Origin of the sequence: Myroides odoratus, assembly GCF_965118575.1 — a bacterium.
Lineage (GTDB): Bacteria > Bacteroidota > Bacteroidia > Flavobacteriales > Flavobacteriaceae > Flavobacterium > Flavobacterium odoratum_B.
Window position 1 is genome coordinate 46,489 of sequence record NZ_CBCPHW010000020.1, and the last position, 16,706, is coordinate 63,194.

Sequence of the window (16,706 nt, forward strand, 5' to 3'; positions counted from 1 at the left end):
CAATGAGTAAAAATATCACGCCCTATAAAGATTCTCAACTTGGAAAAAAACAACAAGTAGAGCAAATGTTCGATACAATTTCAGGCAATTATGACAACTTGAATCGAATGATTTCATTAGGGACGGATCAAGGTTGGAGAAAAAAAGTTTTACACTTAGTTTCAGAAACAAATCCAAGCACAATTTTGGATATTGCAACAGGAACAGGTGATATGGCAATTCTTTTATCGAAGACAAATGCTCAAAAAATCACCGGTTTAGACTTGTCTGCGGGTATGTTAGAAGTAGGTAAAAAGAAAATAAAAGCTTTAAACCTAGAAAATCGCATTAACATGATTCAAGGCGATTCAGAGAACCTTCCCTTTGAAGACAACAGTTTTGACGCAATTACGGTTGGTTTTGGTATCCGAAATTTTGAAAATTTAGAAAAAGGTTTAACAGAAATTTTAAGAGTATTAAAACCTAATGGAATTTTTATTATCTTAGAAACCTCAGTTCCAACTAAATTTCCATTTAAGCAAGGATACTTCTTTTACACCAAAAACATAATGCCTTTCATGGGTAAATTGTTTTCAAAAGATCAAGATGCTTATAAATATTTATCTGATTCTGCCAAAAACTTTCCTTTTGGGCAAGAATTGAACAATATTTTAATGAAAGTTGGGTTTAATACTGTAAAACACCGTCCGCAAACGATGGGTATAGCAACCATATATTCTGCTTCAAAGTAGTTATGAAAAAACTGTTTATTTTACTTGTAATTCTATTCACCTCTGCAAATGTATCTGCACAGTGGATTTTTGGAAAAACCCCAATTCTCAATAAATCCGATTGGGACAAACAACGCGTTCATTATGGGTATTATATTGGTACCAGTTTTTTGAATTCTCACTTTGAATACGACAAAGAATATTATAACAAGCTAAAAAGCCTTTCACAAGAATACGGGAATGACAATACAGAAATACAAGTCACTACGAATGTAGGTTTTACAGTTGGACTTGTTGGAAACTTGCGTCTGACGGAGTATTTAGATTTGCGTTTTGAACCTGGATTAGTCTATGCCAAACGAGATTTAAAATTCCCTCGTGCTTTAGTCATGGATTATTACATCAAGAATAAACCGATTGAATCTCTTCCTTCAATGCAGGAATTGACAAATTCAAGTAATAAATCAATTAGTTCAACCTTAATTCACCTTCCTTTATTATTAAAATTCTCCGCTATGAGAACGGGTAATATTCGCCCTTATGTAGTGGGTGGTTTTTCTGCTGATTTAAATTTAAGCAGCAATCACAAATCAGATGATGATAACTATGAAGGGGTTTGGAGAGCGAAACAATGGACCACCAATTACGAGTTGGGTGTAGGTATTGATATCTATTTCGAATACTTCAAATTCAGTCCATCTATACGGGGTGTATTTGGCTTAAACGATGAATTAATCCGAGATAGAGATCCAGATAGTCCTTGGACTGGACACATTAGCTCAATGAAAACAAGAGGATTCTTCTTAAACTTTACTGTTCATTAAAAACACTTCTTCGGAATTCACTTAAAACAATAGAGGTAGCCATTGCAACATTCAAACTTTCTGTTTGTTGCAAGTTGCCAAAGCGCGGTATGGTTATTTTTCGAGAAACGAGTTGCTCTATTTCAGCAGAAATACCATTGGCTTCATTTCCCATAACGATAACTCCAGGCTGCACAGCTTTCATTTCATAAATATTATCTCCCCCTAAAAAAGTGCCATAAACGGGTGCTTCGACTGTAGCTAACACCGCTTGCAGTTCTGCATATACTAGATTAACACGTGAAACAGACCCCATCGTTGCTTGAATAACTTTTGGGTTATATAAATCCACGGTTTCTGTGGAGCATAAAATATGTCTAATTCCAAACCAATCACACAGGCGAATAATCGTTCCTAAATTACCTGGATCGCGAATATCATCTAAAGCCACTACCCAATCTGAAAAATCAACGGTTTGATTTTCTAAACAATGAAATACCGCCAAACAATTTGGTGTCGTTGTCAAAGCGCTCATTTTCTTTAAATCCTCTTCAGACACAACGGTTAGTTGATGCTCAGGTACACCAAAATCCATTTCTTTTGTTACGTATATATGCTCTAAAACAAAAGAAGATTGCAGCAATTCATGAATCACTTTAAGTCCTTCTGCAATGAACATTTGGTACTCTTTTCGATATTTTTTTTGATGAAGGCTTTTAATTCGTTTAATTTGGTTTTTGGTAACCATAAAAAGGTGTATTTTTGATCTGTATTTATCGATGTAATAAAATTGGGCAAATTTTTATCAAAAATAGTATTTATTCTTGGAATCTCTACATGTTTTTTTTCGTGTTCCTTAACGAAAAACGTGGCAGAGGAGGACTCGTTATTAATGGAAAACACCATTATCATTAATGAAAAAAAAACCTCTAAAGAGGAACTTTACAATCAATTATACCAACAACCCAATAGCAAATTTCCAGTAATTGGTTCGCGTCTTCGTTTGAATTTATACAATTTAGCCCGACAAAATGCGGATTCAAATTACCACGCTTGGTTAACGAAACACCCTAAAACCGATCGAACTTTAGAAGGATTACTGTCCCGCAAACAGGTGAACCGCTTAGGGCACTCTTTTGTCATTGCCGGTTTCAATAATTTTTTAATCAAAACGGGAGAACCTCCGGTATTATACGATAGTGTAAAAACGGAAAAATCGTTAATCCGATTAAAAAACTATTATTTCAACAAAGGGTACTTTGATACTAAAGTCACAAATCAAACCACGAGTATAGGTCCTCAAAAGATGACAAATGCGTATACCGTAACTACAGGAAATCCGTATTTAATAGACCATATTTCCTATTTGATCTCTACCCCTGCTTTGAAAACATTATACGAAGCAAATAAACAAAAAAGTACCCTCAAAGAAAATACTGTATTTAATGTCAGTAACTTTGAGGATGAACGCAAGCGTATTACTTCGGTATTTAGAAATAATGGGGCTTATCACTTCCAAGAAATAAACATTCGCTATGAAGTTGACACTATTTTAGATAGCAAAAACAAAGCCAATGTCTTATTAATTGTCGATCAACAGACGGTAAAATCGGGAGATACTTTATCCCAAGTACCTTTTAAAATATATCAAATTAGCAAAGTAAATATCTTTACGGATAATGTTTCTAAAAACAAGGCGTATGTTTTAGATAGTATCCAGCACAATGGTTTTACTATTTACAGTTCTACCAAATTACAATATAAGCCTAAAGCGTTAACGGATGCTATATTTATCACTCCGGAAAGTACCTTTAGTGATGCAAGACGTATCCTCACTTCTCGCTCTATCAGTAACTTGCGCATTTTTAATTATCCTGTTATTGAATATGTAGAAGATCCCAATGATCCAGAAGGCAAGACCTTGATTAGCAATATTTACTTAACTTCTCGTAAAAAAATGACGTTTAATCCTTCGTTGGATGTCACGCATTCCAATATTCAAGATTTTGGTATCGGCGGAAGTATGGGGCTGCTTTTTCGAAATGTTTTTCGAGGAGCGGAAATTTTAGAATTTGGCCTTCGAGGAACTATCGGTTCTTCTAGGCAAATGAGTAATCCCAACGATGTATTTTTCAATGTGACGGAATATGGTGCGGATATTAAATTGACGTTTCCACGTTTCTTATTTCCTTTTGCCTCTAATAAGATTATTCCAAAAACCATGTTACCTACCACAGCCATGAGTTTTGGTTTTGCAAGACAACGCAACATTGGTTTAGATAAAGACAACTTTACAGGAATTATTAACTACAGTTGGTACCCTTCGCGAACGAATTCATTTAGTGTGGATGTTGCCAATATTCAATATGTTAGAAACACGAATCCCAATAATTATTTCAGCGTTTACAAGTCCTCGTATACTACCTTGAATCAAATTTCAAAAAACTATGAGGTCCCTGAAAATTATTTAGATGCCAATGGGGATTTAAGCATACAAAGTGAAGGAGCCAATCAATTTATCAATGATGCTTTGGCTTCCAATAATCCTTTAGGGATTTCAACTGAAGATTTTAATGAAATTCGCAGTATTGAAGAGCGCAAAGTTAGACTTTCGGAAAACAACTTGATTTTAGCTTCGAATATCACCTTTAATTCTTCCTCTCGAACGGGAATTAATGACCATAGTTTTTACACCGTTCGAGCAAAAGTAGAGGCTGCGGGTGGTTTACTGGATGTAATTATGGATCGCGTAAGTGATAAAGAAGGGCATACGGGTAAAAACACTTTATTTGATGTAGAATATTCGCAATACGTTAAAACTGAGTTAGATTTTGTAAAATATTGGGATATAGGACGCCAGCAGGTAGTGGCCATCCGTTTATTCGGGGGACTTGCTGTTCCGTATGGCAATGCCAACTCTATTCCTTTTTCTCGAAGCTATTTTTCAGGAGGATCCAATGACAACAGAGGTTGGCAGTCCTACCGCTTAGGTCCTGGGAAAAGTGGAGGTAAGAATGATTTCAATGAAGCGAATATGAAACTTTTCTTTAGTACAGAATATCGTTTTAATATCAGCGGAAAATGGAATGGTGCATTATTTGTTGATGCAAGTAATATTTGGAATGTATTTGACAATGTGGAGGATAGGAATTATACCTTTAATGGGGTAAGCTCATTCAAAGATTTAGCAGTGAGTTCAGGCTTTGGAATTCGCTATGATTTTAGTTTCTTTGTATTCCGTTTAGATATGGGATTCAAAACCTACGACCCTTCTATTTACTCGAAACGCAAATGGTTTGGAGAATTTAGCATTAAAGAGTCTGTCTTAAATGTTGGAATTAATTATCCATTCTAATCAAATAATAATTAGTATTTTTGTCCAAATAAATAAACACACGACTATGGCACACAATATTAAACCTGGAGTAGCATTTGGAGATCAAGTGCAAGAAATATTCAATTATGCAAAAGAGAAAGGTTTTGCTTTACCAGCTGTTAACGTGACTAGTTCTAGTACAATCAATGGGGTATTGGAAACAGCGGCAAAACTCAATGCACCTGTTATTATTCAGTTTTCGAATGGCGGTGCCTCTTTCATGGCAGGAAAAGGTTTATCGAATGAAAACCAAAAATCTGCTATTGTAGGAGCAATTGCTGGAGCGAAACATGTACATACACTAGCAGAAGCCTATGGTGTGCCGGTTATTTTACATACGGATCACTGCGCAAAAAAATTACTCCCTTGGATTGATGGTTTATTGGATGCAAGTGAAGAACATATGGCTAACTATGGCAAACCGCTATTTAGTTCACATATGATTGATTTATCAGAAGAACCAATCAAAGAAAATATTGAGATTTCTAAAAAATACCTAGAAAGAATGGATAAGATGGGTATGACTTTAGAGATTGAATTAGGAATTACAGGTGGAGAAGAAGATGGAGTTGATAACTCTGATGTTGATTCTTCAAAATTATATACCCAACCAGATGAAGTAGCTTATGCGTATGAGGAATTAAGTAAAATTAGTCCTCGCTTTACTATTGCAGCGGCTTTTGGAAACGTTCACGGGGTATACAAACCTGGAAACGTAAAGCTTACGCCTATCATCTTAAAGAACTCTCAAGAATACGTGGCTAAAAAATTCAATTTAGGAAATAATCCGGTTGATTTTGTATTCCACGGTGGTTCAGGTTCATCACTAGAAGAAATTAGAGAAGCCATTTCTTATGGTGTAATTAAAATGAATATCGATACGGACCTTCAATTTGCTTACACAGAAGGAATAAGAGATTATATGACTTCAAAAATTGAATATTTAAAAACACAAATAGGCAACCCTGAAGGCGCGGATGTACCGAATAAAAAGTACTACGACCCTCGTACATGGGTAAGACAAGGAGAAGTTACTTTCAATACTCGTTTAGAAGAGGCATTTAAAGACTTAAACAATGTAAATACGTTGTAATTCTTGTAGCAACCTATTAATACAGTATAAACAAAACAGACATTTATGGCTTGGTTTAAAAGAAAAGAAAAAGGAATTCAAACACCAACTGAGGACAAAAAAGATATACCAAAAGGTTTATGGTATAAATCTCCAACGGGTAAAATTATAGACTCTGAAGAATTAGAGAAAAATCTTTGGGTAAGTCCTGAAGATGGTTACCATGTTCGAATTGGCAGTAAAGAATATTTTGAAATTCTTTTTGATAATGGCGATTACAAAGAAATAGCTAAAAGTTTATCTTCAAAAGATATGTTGAAATTTGAAGATACAAAAAAATATGTGGATCGTTTAAAAGAAGCTACTTCAAAAACACAATTAAATGATGCTGTTCGCGTAGCTGTTGGTAGTTCAAAAGGGGAGAAATTAGTTATTGCAGCGATGGATTTTGCTTTTATTGGTGGATCTATGGGATCTGTAGTAGGTGAAAAAATTGCAAGAGGAATTGATTATTCAATCAAACACAAAATCCCATTTCTAATGATTTCTAAATCTGGAGGTGCACGTATGATGGAAGCTGGTTTTTCTTTGATGCAAATGGCAAAAACCTCGGCTAAATTAGCTCAATTAAGTGATGCTAAGATTCCTTATATTTCTCTTTGTACAGATCCAACCACTGGAGGTATTTCAGCTTCTTTTGCTATGTTAGGTGATATTAATATTGCTGAACCTGGTGCATTGATTGGTTTTGCAGGTCCACGTATTGTAAAAGATACAACTGGAAAAGACTTACCTGAAGGATTCCAAACTTCTGAATTTTTATTAGAACATGGTTTCCTAGACTTCATTACACACAGAAAAGAATTGAAGAAAAATGTAAATTTATACCTTGATTTAGTTTTAAATCGCCCAATTAGACACTAATCTAATTTCAGATAAACAAAAAAGCCGCTAAACAGCGGCTTTTTTGTTTATCTTATATTTAGATGCCTGAACGAATCGCCTCTACGGGATCTAATTTAGCCGCTGAACGCGCTGGTAAATAGCCAGAAATCAAGCCGATTAAAACAGACAAACCCAGACCAATTAGTATATTAATAAAACTCAAAACAAACTCAAAATCCAATAAGATACTTACGCCTTTTGCAATGGTCCACACCAATAAAACGCCAACTAATCCCCCTATTAAAGCTAAGATAATAGACTCAAAGAGGAATTGTAATAGAATTATGTTTCGCTTGGCTCCAATCGCTTTTTGAATACCAATTAGATGTGTGCGTTCTTTCACAGACACAAACATAATATTCGCTATTCCAAATCCACCTACTAAAAGGGAAAACATACTGATAATCCATCCCACTAGATTCATTTGTCCGATGATATTATCTAAAAACTCCATGACTCCTCCAAAAACATTGACGAAAAAATTGGTGTCCTCTCCTACTTTCAAGCCGCGATACGCGCGTAATTTGGTTGTAATATCGTCTTCAAAATTTTTAATATCTACCGTTTGATTAGGTTTTAAAATAATAACAGGTGTATATGCCTTAATATTATCCCCAAACATTTGTCTAAATAAATTAACGGGAATATAGGCTGTTTCATCATGGCTATTCCCTATAGAAATGGCTCCTTGCTTTTCCAAAACACCAATAACTACAAATTTCCTTCCATACAATCGAACATTTTTCCCCAAAGGATCTAGCCCAGGAAAGAGCGTATTGGCAATCTCATTTCCGATAACAATAACGGCATTGCCATTTACTGCTTCTGATTCATTAAAAAAACGGCCATTCTTTAATTTTGCATTATCCAAATACTGCATATCTGAACCGCAAGGATTAATACTCACCCCATTGGCATACTTGTTCTCTGCTTTGATATTCTCCGATCGAACAAAGAAATTAAAGGTAGCATACTCTACGCCACTGAGATTTCTCTTTAAATACTCATACTCTTCGTAGGTAACATTTGGGAACTGGTCAATTTTCCATTTGGGAATTTCTGATGGACCAAAAGAATGGTTAAAAACGTAAATCATATTGCGATCAAACCCGCTTAATTCAGATTTTATCGTACGATCCATTGAATCCACCGCTGCTAAAACAGCAATAATTGAAAAAATTCCAACGGTTACTCCTAAAAGAGACAAGAGTGTTCTTAATTTATTTGTTTTCAATGCATTTAATGCAAACTGAAAACTGCTGAGTAAAAGCCTAAAATATACTATCATAGCAACAAATTCAACGACTTATCTAATTAGTAGACAAAGATGCAAAAAGTTACAGCTCCCTTTTCTTTTTGTCCTAAAAAATCAAGACAATTTACTCATCTTAAATTTAAAATAAAAACTTCTCTATTAACTTTATAAATACCTATACATTAGTTATTTTTGCCCCTTAATTAATAACACACAATGAACACAACTAAAAAGATTCAATCGGCCTTAATTTCTGTTTTCAGCAAAGATGGATTAGAACCAATTGTACGTGAACTACACAAAAACGAAGTAACTATTTATTCTACAGGTGGTACAGAAACTTTTATCAAAGATTTAGGTATTCCAGTTGTTCCTGTTGAAGACATCACTTCTTATCCTTCAATTCTAGGAGGCAGAGTAAAAACATTACATCCAAAAATATTCGGTGGGATTTTAAATAGACAAAATCACGAAGGCGACATTCAACAAATGAAGGAATTTGAGATTCCTCAAATTGATTTAGTGATTGTTGATTTGTATCCTTTTGAAAAAACAGTTGCTTCCGATGCTAGTGAAGCGGATATCATTGAAAAAATTGATATTGGTGGAATTTCATTAATCCGCGCAGCTGCCAAAAATTTCCAGGACACCATTATTGTTCCTTCTGTAAACGAATATGATTTATTCTTACAAATGTTACTTGAAACGAATGGATCAACAACTTTAGCGCAAAGACGTTTATTAGCCACTAAAGCATTCCATGTTTCTTCTCATTATGACGGAGCTATTTTCAATTATTTCAACGAAGCAGATGACACATTAAAAATCAGTCATGCGGAAGGGATTGAATTGCGCTATGGAGAAAACCCACATCAAAAGGGATCTTTCTTTGGAAATTTTGATCAGTTATTCAAAAAATTAAACGGCAAAGAATTATCTTATAACAACTTACTAGATGTAGATGCGGCAGTAAACTTAATGAATGAGTTTAAAGGAGAACTACCTACATTTGCCATCTTAAAACACAATAACGCTTGTGGTGTTGCGCAAAGAAACACGATGAAAGAAGCGTATTTGGATGCTTTAGCTGGAGATCCTACTTCTGCTTTTGGTGGTGTTTTAATTGCGAATGGCAAGATTGATGTAGCTACCGCAGAGGAAATCAACAAATTATTCTGCGAAGTTGTTATTGCTCCATCGTATGAGGAAGCAGCCCTTGAGATTTTAAAAGAAAAGAAAAATAGAATTATCTTAATCTTAAATGAAATTGAATTACCTAAGAAACACGTTCGCACTTGTTTAAATGGAATTTTAGTTCAGGAAAAAGATCAGGTTACTGACAATAAAGATCACTTAACAACCGTTACCAAAGTAGCCCCTTCTGAAAAAGAGGTTGATGATTTACTTTTTGCTTCCAAAATCTGCAAGCACACCAAATCCAATACGATTGTTTTTGTAAAAGAAGGTCAACTTTTTGCTTCTGGAACTGGACAAACTTCTAGAGTAGATGCTTTGCGTCAAGCCATTGACAAAGCAAATGCATTTGGATTCAACTTACAAGGAGCTGTTATGGCTAGCGATGCATTTTTCCCTTTCCCTGATTGTGTGGAAATTGCAAACAATGCTGGAATCACCGCTGTAATTCAACCTGGAGGGTCTATTAAAGACGATTTAAGCATCACCTATTGTGATGAAAATAAAATGGCAATGGTTTTCACTGGAATTCGCCATTTTAAACATTAATTTATTAATTTTGTGGAACAACAATAAATATTAACTCTAAAAGCCTTTTATATATATGGGATTTTTTGATTTCATGACGGAAGATGTCGCAATTGACTTAGGAACTGCGAATACCCTTATCATTCACGATGGGAAAGTTGTCGTTGACAACCCATCAATCGTTGCTAGAGATAGGACAACGGGAAAGATTATAGCTGTTGGAAAAGAAGCGAGTTTGATGCAAGGGAAGACGCATGGTAATATCAAAACAATACGCCCTTTAAAAGACGGAGTTATTGCTGATTTTGACGCATCTGAAAAGATGATAAGCCTCTTTATCAAAAGCATTCCTGCACTTAGAAAAAAAATGTTTACCCCAGCTTTACGTATGGTTGTATGCATTCCTTCAGGTATTACTGAAGTAGAAATGCGTGCGGTAAAAGAATCTTGTGAGCGTGTAAATGGTAAAGAGGTTTATCTAATACATGAACCTATGTCTGCGGCCATTGGTATTGGTGTAGATATCATGCAACCTAAAGGAAACATGATTGTAGATATCGGAGGAGGAACAACTGAAATTGCGGTTATTGCTCTTGGCGGTATTGTCTGTGATAAATCAGTAAAAATTGCGGGTGATGTATTCACCAACGATATTATTTATTATATGCGTACGCAACACAACTTATTTGTTGGAGAAAGTACAGCAGAAAAAATTAAAATTCAAACAGGAGCTGCTACAGAAGATTTAGAAACACCGCCGGATGATATGCTGGTTCAAGGTCGTGACTTGTTGACAGGAAAACCAAAACAAGTTACGGTATCTTACCGCGAAATAGCGAAAGCCTTAGACAAATCAATACAACGCATAGAAGACGCAGTAATGGAAACGCTTTCTCAAACGCCTCCAGAACTAGCTGCAGATATCTATAACACGGGGATTTACCTTGCTGGTGGAGGATCTATGTTAAGAGGACTGGATAAGCGTATCTCACAAAAAACAGATTTACCTGTATATATTGCTGAGGATCCGCTTCGCGCAGTTGTTCGCGGAACAGGCCTTGTTATTAAAAACCTTGAGAAATACAAAAGTGTATTGATAAAATAAACTAACCTATGCAGCAAATAATTAATTTCTTTATAAAAAACAGTACTAAGTTACTGTTTTTGCTGCTTTTAGTTATATCATTTGTCCTAGTACTACGAACGCATACTTTTCACCAAAGTTCTTTTATTAGCTCCGCAAATGGTGTGACGGGTTACGTCTATGAAAATGTAAATAACCTGAAGGAATACATGCATCTAAAAACTGAAAATGATGCACTTGTTCTGGAAAATGCTCTATTGAAAAAACAAGCTTTTAATCGTTTTGTTGCCACAGATTCTATACCTGTCGAATTGCCAATTCTCACCAATCCGGAAGAAATATACAACGTCATTGTGGCCAAGGTCATTAAAAACGAATTCAACACAAAAGAAAACTATTTAACGATCAAAGGAGGAACACGAGAAGGTATTACAAAAGATTTAGGAGTAATCAATAGCAATGGAATTGTAGGAATTATCCAAAAATCCTCTCATAAATATTCTACGGTACAAAGTATTTTAAATGCAAAGTCTAAAATCAATGCCAAAATAAAAGGCTCTAATCACTTTGGAACGCTACAATGGGATGGTAAAAGTACAGGATATGTTCAGCTCAATGACATTCCACGTCTAGCGGAACTTTTCAAAGGAGACACCATCGTTACTGGAGGGATTTCGGATATTTTTCCTGAAAACATTCCTATTGGTACAATTGAAAAAGCTTTTACAACGGAAAGCTCCAACTATTTTACCATCGAAGTCAGACTTTTTAATGATATGACTAACTTGGGTTATGTGTATGTCATTAAAAATAAAGACCTGCAAGAAATTAACGAACTAGAAGAAGCAACACGCGATGAATAGTGCTATCTCAAATATAACTCGCTTTGGTATTTTATTACTCGCGCAAGTATTAATATTTAACAACCTGGATTTATTATCCTTCATAAATCCTTTTCCGTATATTCTTTTTATCATCTTATATCCAACCGATGGTAACAAGTCTCTATTCTATCTTTCTAGTTTTCTCTTAGGTCTTACCATAGACATGTTTGAAAACTCAGGAGGAATTCATGCTGCTGCCTCGCTTGTTCTTGCTTTTAGTAGACCTTTTGTGCTTAAATTTTCATTTGGTATTAGTTACCAATATCACAACCTCAATATCTATAAAAAAGTAACCAAGGATTTATTTTCTTCGATGGAAGTAATGGGATACTTAATTATTACAGTAGTCATTCATCACGTTGTTTTATTTTTACTAGAGTTTTTGCGCTTTAATTTTATTCTCGAAATCTTATTGCGAACTTTACTAACGACACTGGCTACTTTAATTAGCTGTATTTTAATTTTATACTTGATTAAACCATCTAAAAGATGAGAAAGTTATTACTCCCTATTTTCATAGTTGCAGTAGCTATTACTATTCTTATTCGACTTTTTTATTTACAAGTCGTAGATGATACCTATATCAAAAAATCAGAAAATAACGCGCTGAAAATTGTATATGAATACCCAGAACGTGGCTATATTTTTGATCGAAATAAAAAATTATTAGTTGCCAATCAACCCTCGTACGATATTATGGTCATTCCACGAGAGGTGAAAGATATTGACACTTTAGCCTTGTGTAAGCTACTAGACGTAACGTTAGATGAGTTTAATACAAAACTACAGAAAGCAACGGTTTATAGCCCACGACTCCCTTCTGTGTTCTTAGCTCAATTGAGTAAGTCTGAGTATGCTGCTTTTCAGGAAAAAATTCGTCATTTCAACGGTTTTTATGTACAAAAACGTTCCTTAAGAGATTATCAAGTCGCTTCTGGAGCGAATGTTTTTGGCTATATCCGTCAAGTTAATGAAGATAACATCAAGCATAATCCTTATTATAAATCAGGAGATTTAATTGGTATTCAAGGCGTTGAGCAACAATATGAAGACATACTTCGCGGAACCAAAGGTGTAAAATACATTCAACGTGATCGTTTTAATCGCGAAATTGGTTCTTTTAAAGAGGGAGTTTATGATACCATTTCCATCAAAGGAAGTGATATTACCCTAACCATTGATCACGAACTGCAAGCGTATGGAGAGCTTCTCATGCAAAACAAACGTGGGGGAATTGTAGCTATTGAGCCTAAAACGGGTGAAATTCTAGCCCTTATCAATGCCCCTTCGTATGATCCATCTTTACTAGTTGGAAGAGAACGATCCAAGAACTACACCCAATTATACAATGATTCCTTAGCCAAACCGCTATACAATCGCGTATTATCTGGCGAATATTCGCCAGGTTCACCTTTTAAAATATTAACTGGATTGATCGGTTTACAAGAAGGTGTAATTACCGAACAAACGGCCTTTAGCTGTAATCGAGGGTTTTATTATGGTCGCGGCGCTTGGATGGGATGTCACGATTCGGGAACATGGAGCTTGAAACATGCAATTGCTTTATCTTGCAATACCTACTTTGCACAGACTTACAAAAAAATTATAGAAAAATACAAAACCCCTTCTGAAGGGCTTGACAGATGGAGTAAACACTTAGAAAGTTTTGGCTTAGGTCAATTCTTGGGTTATGATCTTCCAGAAGGCCGAAAAGGACATATTCCCAATTCAGAATATTATGATCGTTGGTATCCAAACAAAGGATGGAAAAGTACAACGACAATTTCTAATTCAATTGGCCAAGGAGAGGTTATTATGACACCTATGCAATTAGCCAATATGGCAGCAGCGGTAGCGAATAGAGGATACTATTACACCCCTCATATCATAAAAAACATCGAAAATCACGCGATTGACAAAAAATTTGTTACTAAGCAACAAACGACAATTGATCCTAAGTACTTTGCTCCTATTATTCAAGGTATGAATGAGGTATTTCATATTGGAACTGGCCGAAGTGTTGCTGTTCCCGGACTAGAAATGGCTGGGAAAACAGGAACTGTAGAAAACTTTACGCGTATTAATGGCAAGCGATATCAATTGGCAGATCACTCTGTTTTCGTTGCATTCGCTCCAGTAGATGATCCAAAAATTGTAATCGCCGTATTTATTGAAAATGGGGTTTGGGGCGCTCGATGGGCGGCACCTATTACGAGTTTAATGCTTCAGAAATATTTACTTCCTGAAATTGTCCGCACGGATTTAGAGAAACGAATGATAGAAGGAAGTTTAGAAAGCGAATACAATAAAGTGTTACAATTATACAATTTAGCCGATAAGTCGAAAAAGCAATGAGAAGTGGAAGCGTACAAAAAAATATAGATTGGATAAGCATTCTGCTCTATCTTTTACTTGTTACTGCAGGATGGATTAATATTTACTCTACCTCTTTACCAAGTGAAGATGCCAATATGTTTGACTTTAGTCAGATATACGGTAGACAGCTTATTTTTATTCTAACCTGTATTCCTTTAATCATAGTCGTACTTGCCCTAGATACTAAGTTTTACGAAAAGTATGCTTTAATTTTTTATATTTTAGGCATCCTCTCCATCCTTGGCTTATTTGTTTTTGGTAAATCGGTAAAAGGGCAAACCAACTGGTATCAGATTGGCGGATTAGGTGTGCAACCTTCTGAATTTGTCAAAATAACCACCGGCTTACTTCTAGCCAAGTATTTCTCAGACAATCAAGGTACTTTAAAGACGCTTAAAGAGCAAATATCCGTATTTCTTATCATTGGTATACCTACCCTACTTATTTTAAAACACGACACAGGAAGTGCCATGTTATTTGCTTGCTTGATCTTCGTTTTATTTCGAGAGGGATTACCTTCGTGGTACCTGTGGTCTGCTTTTATTACGATTGCGTTATTTGTTGCGGCACTAATCGTAAAACCGTCTTTAATCATCACTTCGATTGCATTAGTAACACTATTACACTACTATTTTAATAAAAACATAAATAGAAACCCCTTTATTTATCTCATTTTAGCCACCGTAATGTGCGGCTTCGTTTTATCGGTTGATTACGTGTATGACAACGTTCTTGAAGCCCATCAAAAGGATAGAATTAACGTTTTACTCGGAGAAGATGTCAATCTTCAAGCGGAAGGATATAATCTAAATCAATCCAAAATAGCCATTGGTTCAGGTGGTTGGTATGGAACTGGCTATTTACAAGGAACCCAAACCAAAGGAGGTTTTGTTCCTGAACAACATACGGATTATATTTTTACCACCGTCGGAGAAGAATGGGGATTTGTTGGTTCAACGACGATTATCGTTTTGTTCCTCTGTCTGTTTTTTAGGTTGCTTTACTTAGCAGAAAAACAGAAAAAACCCTTCAATAGAGTGTATGGATATTGCGTTGTGAGTTTCTTATTCATTCACTTCGCATTTAACATTACCATGCTCGTAGGTCTTTTTCCTACTATTGGAGTTCCTCTTCCTTTCTTTTCTTATGGTGGATCGAGTTTAATCGCTTTCACTTTACTTCTATTCATCTTTCTTAAATTGGATGCCAATAGAATTAATGAATGGTAAGCCTATACACAAAAATAAAATTAAATAAAGAAAAAGGAAATGAAAAAAACATTTTTAATCACGGGATTATTCCTAGTTGCTTCAACTGCAATTCAAGCGCAAGAGAAGGAAACACAAACACCTGCAATGCCATCAGAACCTGCTACTATTGAAGTTGTCGATGTAACAGTAGCAGAAGCTTCTACTATGACAGAAGCTGAACTAAAAGCTTTTAAACAAGAGCAAAAAGAAATTGAACGAGAAAGAAAGGCTGAAGAAAAAAAGCAAAAAGAGATTGCTAGAACGCAGAAAAAAATTCAAAAAGCCACAACTACATTAAACAAGACAAAAGCGAAATACAACAAGGAAAACGACGAATTCAATCGCGATATTGCCTTAGGTAAAATAGCACCTGTACAAGAATTAAAAATCAAAACTAAATTGCATAAATATCAAACACAGATTGCTAATTTAGAATTTGAAATAAAAGCGGAAGAATACAAATACAATACGCTAACAAAGTAATATAGAAAAGCGAAACCAAAAGGTTTCGCTTTTTTGTTAACGGTTGATGGTACACCTGTTCATTTTACCTTTCAACAACGCCTTTATAGCTCAAATTTTCTAAAACAGGTACATTTGTACTTCTATTCAATTCGCAGGCTATAACCACATCCTTTTCAAATCCTCTGTAAATTAATTCCTTACCCGAACTGCATTTTTTTATATCCGCTAACAGTGTTTCTTTCGCATCCTCAAAGACACGCAAACAGGCTTTGCTTTCTGGAGATAATTTTCCTTTTAAATAGGAAATAATCGCTCCTGCACCTATCATATCTTCTAAAGCCACACGTAATGATCCATCGGGCCATTGTTCACCAGCAGGTATAATCGAAATTTTGTTGCCCTGTTTTTGTGCATAAGTTGCGACTGCTTTGGCATTCCTCAAACTTCCACAAAGCGTCAGCGTATCAGCGGTTGCTAAACTAAGCGTTGCTCCATTAGGTGAAGGCAATACCAATCTTGTTCCCTTATCAATCGTACATAAGGAAGTCGGTGAAAGAGAAAATCCTTCGGTAAATTTCCGTTTAAAATCTGCCAATTCAGCTCCTAATCCTTGGGCATACGTTATCGCCGATTCATCCTTCCATCGATAAGGAAAGATAATTGCACCTCGTTGTGTTGCGATATCTACACAGGTGGAAAAAGAAAGTACATCAACAATAATAATGACCTCCGAAATAGGAGCCAATTCCTCCAGGCCTCTTAAT

General features: G+C 35.4%; 15 protein-coding genes. 12 read left to right on the forward strand and 3 right to left on the reverse strand.

Annotation, left to right across the window (positions count from 1 at the left end; translation table 11 throughout):
* Positions 1–2: 2 nt before the first annotated feature.
* Together ubiE and ACMHJ2_RS14990 are read left to right on the forward strand one after the other, a co-directional pair.
* Entirely contained in the window at positions 3–731 is a 729-nt protein-coding gene (ubiE, locus tag ACMHJ2_RS14985; protein ID WP_413513681.1) for a bifunctional demethylmenaquinone methyltransferase/2-methoxy-6-polyprenyl-1,4-benzoquinol methylase UbiE, read from the forward strand.
* Positions 732–733: 2 nt separating this feature from the next.
* Positions 734–1,534: a porin family protein gene (locus ACMHJ2_RS14990; protein WP_413513682.1), complete on the forward strand. Its 801-nt coding sequence runs from the start codon at positions 734–736 to the stop codon at positions 1,532–1,534.
* Here ACMHJ2_RS14990 and ACMHJ2_RS14995 read toward each other — a convergent pair.
* Positions 1,521–2,261 (reverse strand): TrmH family RNA methyltransferase, encoded by a 741-nt coding sequence (locus ACMHJ2_RS14995; protein ID WP_413513683.1) that lies wholly within the window; start codon positions 2,259–2,261, stop codon positions 1,521–1,523. The genes ACMHJ2_RS14990 and ACMHJ2_RS14995 overlap by 14 nt on opposite strands.
* An 81-nt stretch (positions 2,262–2,342) precedes the next feature.
* Between ACMHJ2_RS14995 and ACMHJ2_RS15000 the strand changes: the two genes are divergently transcribed.
* The 3 genes from ACMHJ2_RS15000 to accD are packed head-to-tail and all read left to right on the forward strand — an operon-like array spanning position 2,343 to position 6,885.
* Positions 2,343–4,868 carry a BamA/TamA family outer membrane protein gene (locus tag ACMHJ2_RS15000; RefSeq protein ID WP_413513696.1) on the forward strand — a complete coding sequence of 842 codons (2,526 nt, stop codon included), beginning with the start codon at positions 2,343–2,345 and terminating at the stop codon, positions 4,866–4,868.
* Between the two features lie 46 nt (positions 4,869–4,914).
* A complete protein-coding gene (gene fbaA, locus ACMHJ2_RS15005; RefSeq protein ID WP_413513684.1) occupies positions 4,915–5,982 on the forward strand; it encodes a class II fructose-bisphosphate aldolase in 1,068 nt (355 codons plus the stop codon).
* A gap of 45 nt (positions 5,983–6,027) precedes the next feature.
* Complete coding sequence (gene accD / locus ACMHJ2_RS15010) at positions 6,028–6,885, forward strand: acetyl-CoA carboxylase, carboxyltransferase subunit beta (protein ID WP_413513685.1); 858 nt, start codon at positions 6,028–6,030, stop codon at positions 6,883–6,885.
* 58 nt (positions 6,886–6,943) lie between these two features.
* Here accD and ACMHJ2_RS15015 read toward each other — a convergent pair whose 3' ends face one another.
* On the reverse strand, positions 6,944–8,194 hold the full coding sequence (locus tag ACMHJ2_RS15015) for an ABC transporter permease (RefSeq protein ID WP_413513686.1): 1,251 nt from the start codon (positions 8,192–8,194) through the stop codon (positions 6,944–6,946).
* Positions 8,195–8,377: 183 nt separating this feature from the next.
* Here ACMHJ2_RS15015 and purH point away from each other — a divergent pair, with 183 nt between their 5' ends.
* From purH to ACMHJ2_RS15050, 7 genes are read left to right on the forward strand one after another with little or no spacing between them, the layout of a single operon-like run.
* Positions 8,378–9,904: a bifunctional phosphoribosylaminoimidazolecarboxamide formyltransferase/IMP cyclohydrolase gene (gene purH, locus ACMHJ2_RS15020; RefSeq protein WP_413513687.1), complete on the forward strand. Its 1,527-nt coding sequence runs from the start codon at positions 8,378–8,380 to the stop codon at positions 9,902–9,904.
* Between the two features lie 55 nt (positions 9,905–9,959).
* Positions 9,960–10,988 carry a rod shape-determining protein gene (locus tag ACMHJ2_RS15025; RefSeq protein WP_413513688.1) on the forward strand — a complete coding sequence of 343 codons (1,029 nt, stop codon included), beginning with the start codon at positions 9,960–9,962 and terminating at the stop codon, positions 10,986–10,988.
* Positions 10,989–10,996: 8 nt separating this feature from the next.
* Positions 10,997–11,830, forward strand: coding sequence for a rod shape-determining protein MreC (mreC, locus tag ACMHJ2_RS15030; RefSeq protein WP_413513689.1), 834 nt, complete (start codon positions 10,997–10,999; stop codon positions 11,828–11,830).
* A complete protein-coding gene (locus ACMHJ2_RS15035; RefSeq protein ID WP_413513690.1) occupies positions 11,823–12,344 on the forward strand; it encodes a rod shape-determining protein MreD in 522 nt (173 codons plus the stop codon). Before mreC ends, ACMHJ2_RS15035 begins: the two co-directional genes overlap by 8 nt.
* Positions 12,341–14,206 carry a penicillin-binding protein 2 gene (gene mrdA, locus ACMHJ2_RS15040; RefSeq protein WP_413513691.1) on the forward strand — a complete coding sequence of 622 codons (1,866 nt, stop codon included), beginning with the start codon at positions 12,341–12,343 and terminating at the stop codon, positions 14,204–14,206. Before ACMHJ2_RS15035 ends, mrdA begins: the two co-directional genes overlap by 4 nt.
* Positions 14,203–15,456, forward strand: a complete 1,254-nt coding sequence (gene rodA / locus ACMHJ2_RS15045; protein ID WP_413513692.1) for a rod shape-determining protein RodA — start codon at positions 14,203–14,205, stop codon at positions 15,454–15,456. The genes mrdA and rodA overlap by 4 nt, the downstream gene beginning before the upstream one ends.
* A gap of 39 nt (positions 15,457–15,495) precedes the next feature.
* Complete coding sequence (locus ACMHJ2_RS15050) at positions 15,496–15,960, forward strand: hypothetical protein (protein WP_413513693.1); 465 nt, start codon at positions 15,496–15,498, stop codon at positions 15,958–15,960.
* Positions 15,961–16,024: 64 nt separating this feature from the next.
* Here the strand turns inward: ACMHJ2_RS15050 and ACMHJ2_RS15055 are convergent.
* Positions 16,025–16,706, reverse strand: a 682-nt coding sequence (locus ACMHJ2_RS15055) for a 2-phosphosulfolactate phosphatase (RefSeq protein ID WP_413513694.1), incomplete at its 5' end; no start/stop codon positions are given.